The sequence below is a fragment of the Kitasatospora sp. NPDC032757 genome (assembly GCF_055579305.1).
The window spans coordinates 103,818-110,889 of sequence record NZ_JBVINN010000008.1 but is presented as its reverse complement, the minus strand read 5'-3'; the positions used below and the strand labels follow the sequence as shown (position 1 = coordinate 110,889).

4 protein-coding genes are annotated in these 7,072 nt (G+C 72.0%); 3 read left to right on the top strand and 1 reads right to left on the bottom strand.

Annotated elements, in window-relative coordinates:
• The first annotated feature begins 285 nt into the window (after positions 1–285).
• The 3 genes from ACZ5WK_RS13415 to ACZ5WK_RS13405 all read left to right on the top strand — a co-directional run bounded on the left by ACZ5WK_RS13415 (position 286) and on the right by ACZ5WK_RS13405 (position 5,192).
• A complete protein-coding gene (locus ACZ5WK_RS13415) occupies positions 286–1,548 on the top strand; it encodes an HRDC domain-containing protein (protein ID WP_465547476.1) in 1,263 nt (420 codons plus the stop codon).
• 276 nt (positions 1,549–1,824) lie between these two features.
• Entirely contained in the window at positions 1,825–3,042 is a 1,218-nt protein-coding gene (locus ACZ5WK_RS13410; RefSeq protein WP_396320554.1) for a thiolase family protein, read from the top strand.
• Between the two features lie 2 nt (positions 3,043–3,044).
• Positions 3,045–5,192: a 3-hydroxyacyl-CoA dehydrogenase NAD-binding domain-containing protein gene (locus ACZ5WK_RS13405; RefSeq protein ID WP_465547475.1), complete on the top strand. Its 2,148-nt coding sequence runs from the start codon at positions 3,045–3,047 to the stop codon at positions 5,190–5,192.
• Positions 5,193–5,378: 186 nt separating this feature from the next.
• Here ACZ5WK_RS13405 and ACZ5WK_RS13400 read toward each other — a convergent pair whose 3' ends face one another.
• A complete protein-coding gene (locus ACZ5WK_RS13400) occupies positions 5,379–6,929 on the bottom strand; it encodes an ArnT family glycosyltransferase (RefSeq protein ID WP_465547474.1) in 1,551 nt (516 codons plus the stop codon).
• Positions 6,930–7,072: the final 143 nt, after the last annotated feature.

Genomic DNA, 7,072 nt, shown 5'->3' with positions numbered 1-7,072 from the left:
GGTGGCGGGGGTGTGATGGTTGGTCTTGCGCATAGGCGGCAGCCAGTGACTGTTGGTTGTGGTTTTTGCGGTGGTTTGGGGGGACTTTTCCCCCAGGCCCCCCGCAGCCGCTTCCGGCGCCGCACCACGGCGAGCGCGCCCCCGCCCCGAGCGGGCCGGACACGAGCGGGCACCCCGCCGCGAGCGCCCCGGAGGCGAGCGGGCGGTCATACGGGCATATTCACCGACCCGGTCTGACCAGTCCGACAACACTCCCGGCTGCGAGGTCCGTCGTACCCTTGGTGAGTGACCGACGCCGTAGCAGCCATCCCAGAAGAAGCAGCCCCGGTCCCGCTCCTCGAACCGAAGGAGGGGATCCCGCCAGTCGTGGCGGACGAGCGGGCGCTGGCCGCCGTCGTCGCCGCCTTCGCCGCGGGTACCGGACCGGTTGCCGTCGATGCCGAGCGGGCCTCCGGCTACCGCTACGGCCAGCGGGCGTACCTCATCCAGCTGCGCCGCGCCGGCGCCGGTACCGCGCTGATCGACCCGATCGCCTGCCCCGACCTCAGCGGGCTGGGCGCGGCCCTCGCGGACACCGAATGGGTGGTGCACGCCGCCACCCAGGACCTGCCCTGCCTGGCCGAGGTCGGCATGCGGCCCCAGCGCCTCTTCGACACCGAGCTGGCCGGCCGGATCGCCGGGTTCGCCCGGGTCGGCCTCGGGCCGATGACCGAGAGCGTGCTCGGGCTGAGCCTGGCCAAGGAGCACTCCGCGGTCGACTGGTCCACCCGCCCGCTGCCCGAGCCGTGGCTGCGCTACGCCGCTCTGGACGTCGAGGTGCTGGTCGAGCTGCGCGACGCACTCGAAGAGGAGCTGGACGCCCAGGGCAAGCTGGACTGGGCGCTGGAGGAGTTCGCCGCGATCGCCGCCGCGCCCCGCCCGGCACCGCGCACCGACCCCTGGCGCCGCACCTCGCAGCTGCACAAGGTCCGCCGGCGCCGCCAGCTGGCCGTGGTGCGCGAACTCTGGCTCACGCGGGACCGCCTCGCGCAGGAGCGGGACGTCTCGCCGGGCCGGGTGCTCCCGGACGCGGCGATCGTCAACGCCGCGCTGGCCATGCCCCTCAACATCGCCGCTCTGCAGGCCGTCCAGGGCTTCGGGCCGCGGGTGCACCGCCGTCAGCTGGAGCAGTGGCTGGCGGCCGTGCAGCGCGGCCGGGAGGTCCCGGAGAACCAGCTGCCGCCGGCCTCCGCGCCGCACGACGGACCGCCGCCGCCGCGCGCCTGGGCCGAGAAGGACCCGGTGGCGGCCGCCCGGCTCTCCGGGGCGCGGGCCGCGGTGAGCGAGCTGGCGGAGGCGCACAACCTGCCGGCCGAGAACCTGATCACCCCGGACCTCGTCCGCCGGGTCTCCTGGGAGCCGCCGGCCGACGCGAGCGCCGCCGACGTGGCCGCCGCGCTGCGCCGGCTCGGCGCCCGGCAGTGGCAGGTCGACCTGGTCGCGCCGGTGGTCGCCGCCGCGTTCGTCAAGGCGGCGACGGAGCCGGGCCCGGCCAGGACCGAGCAGTAGGGCCGAGCCTCGGGCAGGCCCGGGCGGCGGGGCCGCGCAGCAGGGCTGAGCAGCAGGACGCGGAAGGGGATGCCGTTTCGACGACGGCATCCCCTTCGTCGTACCCGGACGGGGCGACGTGTCGCGGGACACACGTGGAGATCGGGCCGTCGGGCCTGGGCAGGCTGGTTACCGACCGGTAGCATGGCGGTGAAGCGGCGCCGCTCACGTCCTCTCTGCGACGGACGGCGGCAGCCTGCCCACCTCAACCTGTTGGTCCCTGGGAGGAGAGCCCCCGTGCCTCGTACCGCGAGGGACGTCGTCTTCGTCGATGGCGTCCGCACCCCGTTCGGCAAGGCCGGCCCGAAGGGCATCTACCACGAGACGCGCGCCGACGACCTCGTCGTCAAGTGCATCCGGGAACTCGTGCGCCGTAACCCGAACCTGCCCGTCGAGCGCATCGACGAGGTCGCCGTCGCGGCCACCACGCAGATCGGCGACCAGGGTCTGACGATCGGCCGCACCGCCGCCCTGCTGGCCGGCCTGCCGAAGTCCGTCCCGGGCTACTCGATCGACCGCATGTGCGCCGGCGCGCTGACCGCCGTCACCGCCACCGCCGGCGGCATCGCCTTCGGCGCGTACGACATCGTCGTGGCCGGCGGCGTCGAGCACATGGGCCGCCACCCGATGGGCGAGGGCGTCGACCCGAACCCGCGCTTCGTCTCCGAGAAGCTCGTCGACGAGTCCGCCCTGTTCATGGGCATGACCGCGGAGAACCTGCACGACCGGTTCCCGCACATCACCAAGGAGCGCTGCGACGCCTACGCCGTGCGCTCGCAGGAGAAGGCCGCCAAGGCCTACGCCAACGGCGACATCCAGCCGGACCTGGTGCCGATCTCGATCCGCAACACCAACCCCGCGGTCGGCGAGACCGGCTGGGGCCTGGCCACCGTGGACGAGCCGCTGCGCCCGGGCACCACGATGGAGAGCCTGGCGGGTCTGAAGACCCCGTTCCGCCCGCACGGCAACATCACCGCGGGCAACTCGGCCGGCCTGAACGACGGCGCCACCGCGTCGCTGCTGGCCGCCGAGGACGTCGCCGAGGAGCTCGGCCTCCCGGTCAAGATGCGCCTGGTCTCGTACGCCTTCGCGGGCGTCGAGCCCGAGGTCATGGGCATCGGCCCGGTGCCGGCCACCGAGAAGGCCCTGGCCAAGGCCGGCCTGACGATCGACGACATCCAGGCCTTCGAGGTCAACGAGGCCTTCGCCGTCCAGGTGCTGGCGTTCCTGGACCACTACGGCATCGCGGACGACGACGAGCGGGTCAACCCGTTCGGCGGCGCGATCGCCTTCGGCCACCCGCTGGCCTCCTCCGGCGTGCGCCTGATGAACCAGCTGGCGCGCCGCTTCGAGCAGCGCCCGGACGTCCGCTACGGCCTCACCACGATGTGCATCGGCTTCGGCATGGGCGGCACCATCATCTGGGAGAACCCGCACTTCGAGGGTGGTAAGTGAGCATGAGCACCACTACTGAGCTGCTGCAGCACGGCGCCGAGCTGTTCCCGGGCGAGGTCGTCACCACGGCCCACGTCCGCCACCTGGACCTGCCGCTGCAGGCCGGCAAGCTGGCCCTGATCACCCTGGACAACGGCTTCGACCACACCAAGCCGACCACCTTCGGCCCGGGCTCGCTGCTGAAGCTGTCCGTCGCGCTGGACCAGGTCGAGGCCGAGGCCGCCGAGGGCAAGATCGTCGGTGTCGCCGTCACCGGCAAGCCGTTCATCTTCGCGGTCGGCGCCGACCTCAAGGGCGTCGAGCTGCTCAAGGAGCACGCGGACGCGCTGGCCATCGGCAAGGGCGGGCACGAGGTCTTCAAGCGGATCGCCGCGCTGCCCGTCCCGTCCTTCGCGTTCTACAACGGCGCGGCGATGGGCGGCGGCGTCGAGGTCGGCCTGCACTGCACCTACCGCACCGTCAGCGCGGGCGTCCCGGCGTTCTCGCTGCCGGAGGTCTTCCTGGGCCTCGTCCCCGGCTGGGGCGGCTGCACCATCCTCCCGAACCTGATCGGCCCCTCGAAGGCGATCAAGGTCATCATCGAGAACTCGATGAGCCAGAACAAGCAGCTCAAGGGCAAGGACGTGTTCGAGCTGGGGATCGCCGACGCGATCTTCGAGCCGGCCGACTTCCTGGAGCAGTCGCTGCTGTGGGCCGCCAAGGTCCTCAAGGGCGACGTCGTCGTCGAGCGCGAGGCGATCGACCGCGGCAAGGCCTGGGACGACGCCGTCGCCTGGGGCCGCCTGGTCGCCGACGCCAAGGTGCACGGCGCCGCGCCGGCCGCCTACAAGGCGCTGGACATCATCCAGCTGGTCAAGGACGCCGGCCTCACGGACGCGGCCGGTCTGCAGGCCGGCTTCGACGCCGAGGACGCGGCCCTGGCCGACCTCATCATGAGCGGCGAGCTGCGCAGCGGCATCTACGCCTTCAACCTGGTGCAGCGCCGGGCCAAGCGCCCGTTCGGTGCCCCGGACAAGTCGCTGGCCCGCCCGGTCAGCAAGGTCGGCATCGTCGGTGCCGGTCTGATGGCCTCCCAGCTGGCGCTGCTCTTCGCCCGCCGGCTGGAGGTGCCGGTGGTCCTCACCGACATCGACCAGGAGCGCATCGACAAGGGCGTCGGCTACGTCCACGCCGAGATCGACAAGCTGCTCGGCAAGGGCCGGATCGGCAACGACAAGGCCAACCGCCTCAAGGGCCTGGTCACCGGCTCGCTCGACAAGGCCGTCGGCTTCGGCGACGCGGACTTCGTGATCGAGGCCGTGTTCGAGGAGATGGGCGTCAAGCAGACCGTCTTCGCCGACCTGGAGAACGTGGTCTCGCCGACCTGTGTGCTGGCGACCAACACCTCCTCGCTGTCGGTCACCGAGATGGCCTCGAAGCTGAAGCACCCCGAGCGGGTCGTCGGCTTCCACTTCTTCAACCCCGTCGCGATCCTGCCGCTGCTGGAGATCGTCCGCGGCGAGCAGACCGACGACGCCTCGCTGGCCACCGCCTTCGGCGTCTCGAAGAAGCTGAAGAAGACCTCGGTGCTGGTCAAGGACGCCCCGGCGTTCGTGGTGAACCGGATCCTGACCCGCTTCATGGGCGAGATCCAGAACATCATCGACGAGGGCACCCCGATCGCCACGGTCGAGAAGGGCGTCGAGCCGCTCGGCCTGCCGATGTCCCCGATCGTGCTGCTGGAGCTGGTCGGCCCGGCCATCGCGCTGCACGTCTCGGAGACCCTGCACGACGCCTTCCCGGAGCGCTTCACCGTCTCCGAGAACCTCGGCAAGGTGGTCAAGGCCGGCAAGCGCGGCTTCTACACCTGGGTGGACGGCAAGCAGGTCCTCGACCCCGAGGTACTGGAGCTGCTCTCCTTCGGCGACACCGTGCTGACCGAGGAGCAGGTGCTCAACCGCTCCCTGGAGGCCGTCGCGCAGGAGATCGGCCTGATGCTGGAGGAGGGTGTCGTCGCCGAGGCGCAGGACATCGACCTCTGCATGATCACCGGTGCCGGCTGGCCCTTCCACCTGGGCGGGATCACCCCGTACCTGGACCGTGAGGGCGTCTCGGAGCGGGTGACCGGCAAGCGGTTCCTCGCCCCGGGTGTGGCCTCGGTGCCCGCCTAGCAGTGACGCGAAGAGCCCCGGTGACCTTGGAGGTCACCGGGGCTCTTCCGTATGTGCCGCGCGGGACGGGGTCCGTACCGGGGGGGCTCCGTACGGGCGGGGACGTCCGCGCGGCGAGGGGACCGTATCGGCCGGGTCCGGGCTCTTCACGGGCCGGGACGTCCGCGCGGGGCGGGACGCCGGGGCTCAGTGCTTGAGGCGGTAGACCACGGTGTCGGCGAAGACGCCGACCATCTCGTAGTGGGTGTCCAGCAGGTTCTCGATCCGCGGGATCTGGGTCGGCTGGTACGGCGCCAGGCCCGAGTCGTCCACCACGACCTCCGGGAGGCCGTTGGCGAGCAGCTCCTTGTCGAAGGTCTGCCAGGCGTTGCTGACGCTGTACTGCTCGCCGACGTTGGGGCTGCTGTCCTTGCCGCCGCTGTAGTTGGTCAGGAAGCCGGCCGTCAGGTAGCGGGTGGCCGGCTTGCGGTCGGCCAGCCAGTACAGCTCCGGGTGCATGCCCCAGACCAGCACGGTGTCCTTCGGCGTGGTCTGCGCGGCGACGGCGGTGGCCACCTCGGTGGTCTGGTTGAGCCGCTCGCCCGGCCAGGCCAGCGCCAGCGCCCAGAACACGGTGGCGGCGGCCGTCGTGTACGCCAGGACGGGCTTCCAGCGGATCGCCGAGGTGGCGACCGCGCCGGTGCCCAGCAGGACCAGCGGGGGCATCAGCTGGAGGTAGTAGTGGCCGAAGAAGTGGAAGCCGACGCTGACCGCGACCACCGAGGAGAGCAGCCAGACCCAGAGGTCGGCGGTGGAGCCGTGCTCCTCCCCCGCGACCGGCAGCGGGCGGTGGCGGTACTTCAGCCAGAGCCTGCGCCCGACCGGCAGCAGGAAGCCCAGGCCGGCCCCGACCAGGATCGCCGAGTTGCCGAGCGCCCGGCCGGTCATCTGCAGCCAGGCTCCGCCGAACGAGGCGTAGTCGCCGCTGCCGGTGACCACCCAGAACAGGAAGCCCTTGGGCTTGGTGAGGATGACCGCGACCAGCGCTATCGGCAGCGTGAAGCCGAAGCCGATCTTGAACAGCGCGGGCGGCCAGCGGACGCCGCGCCGGCGGGCGTCCTGGAACAGCATCCAGAGCACCGGGAGCAGCACCGCGCCGCCGGTCTGCTTGGTCAGCGAGCAGAGTGCCACCGCGATGCCCGCGGCCAGCCAGCGGCGCCGCTCGGCGTACCGGAAGGCCGCCACCATGGCGGGCAGCATGAACACCTCGAAGGTGGCCGCCTGGGTGTCCTCCGGGGAGAGCCCGATGGAGACCAGCAGGTAGAGCAGGCCGGCGCCGGCGCCCGCCCGGTTGCCCCAGCGTCCGCGGGCGATCGAGGCCAGCAGGATCGCGGTGCCCAGGTGCGCGACGACCGCCAGGGTGCGCAGCGGCCAGAGCGAGGCGGAGCCGAAGACGGCGAAGCAGGCCTGGTAGAGCCAGGGCAGCAGCGGGGGCTTCCGGTCGACGACGGTGTCGTAGAGGACGCCCCCGTCGGCCAGCATCCGGGCCTGGGTGGCCAGGAAGCCCTCGTCGGGGCTCCAGACCGGCCGGACGAAGGAGGGGATGTGCGTGCTGAGCGCGACCAGGGCCAGCACCGGCACCAGCCTCGTCCAGTAACGCCCTCCTTGCCCGCCGACGGGCATGAGGAGCCCAGTACGGACGCGGTCGGGCAGGCGCTCGGCTAGCCCGGCGAGACGGGGGCGGGTGGGGGTCGGCACGGATGACAACCTACCGGGCGGGACCGGCCTGGGCAGCGCCGGTCCCGCCTTTCGGTGCGATTATCGGCTCGCCCCCGGGTGGACTGTTGCGAAGTTGTCGCAAACGGACGCCGTGGGAGCGGGCCGGGGTGGCCCGGGGCCGG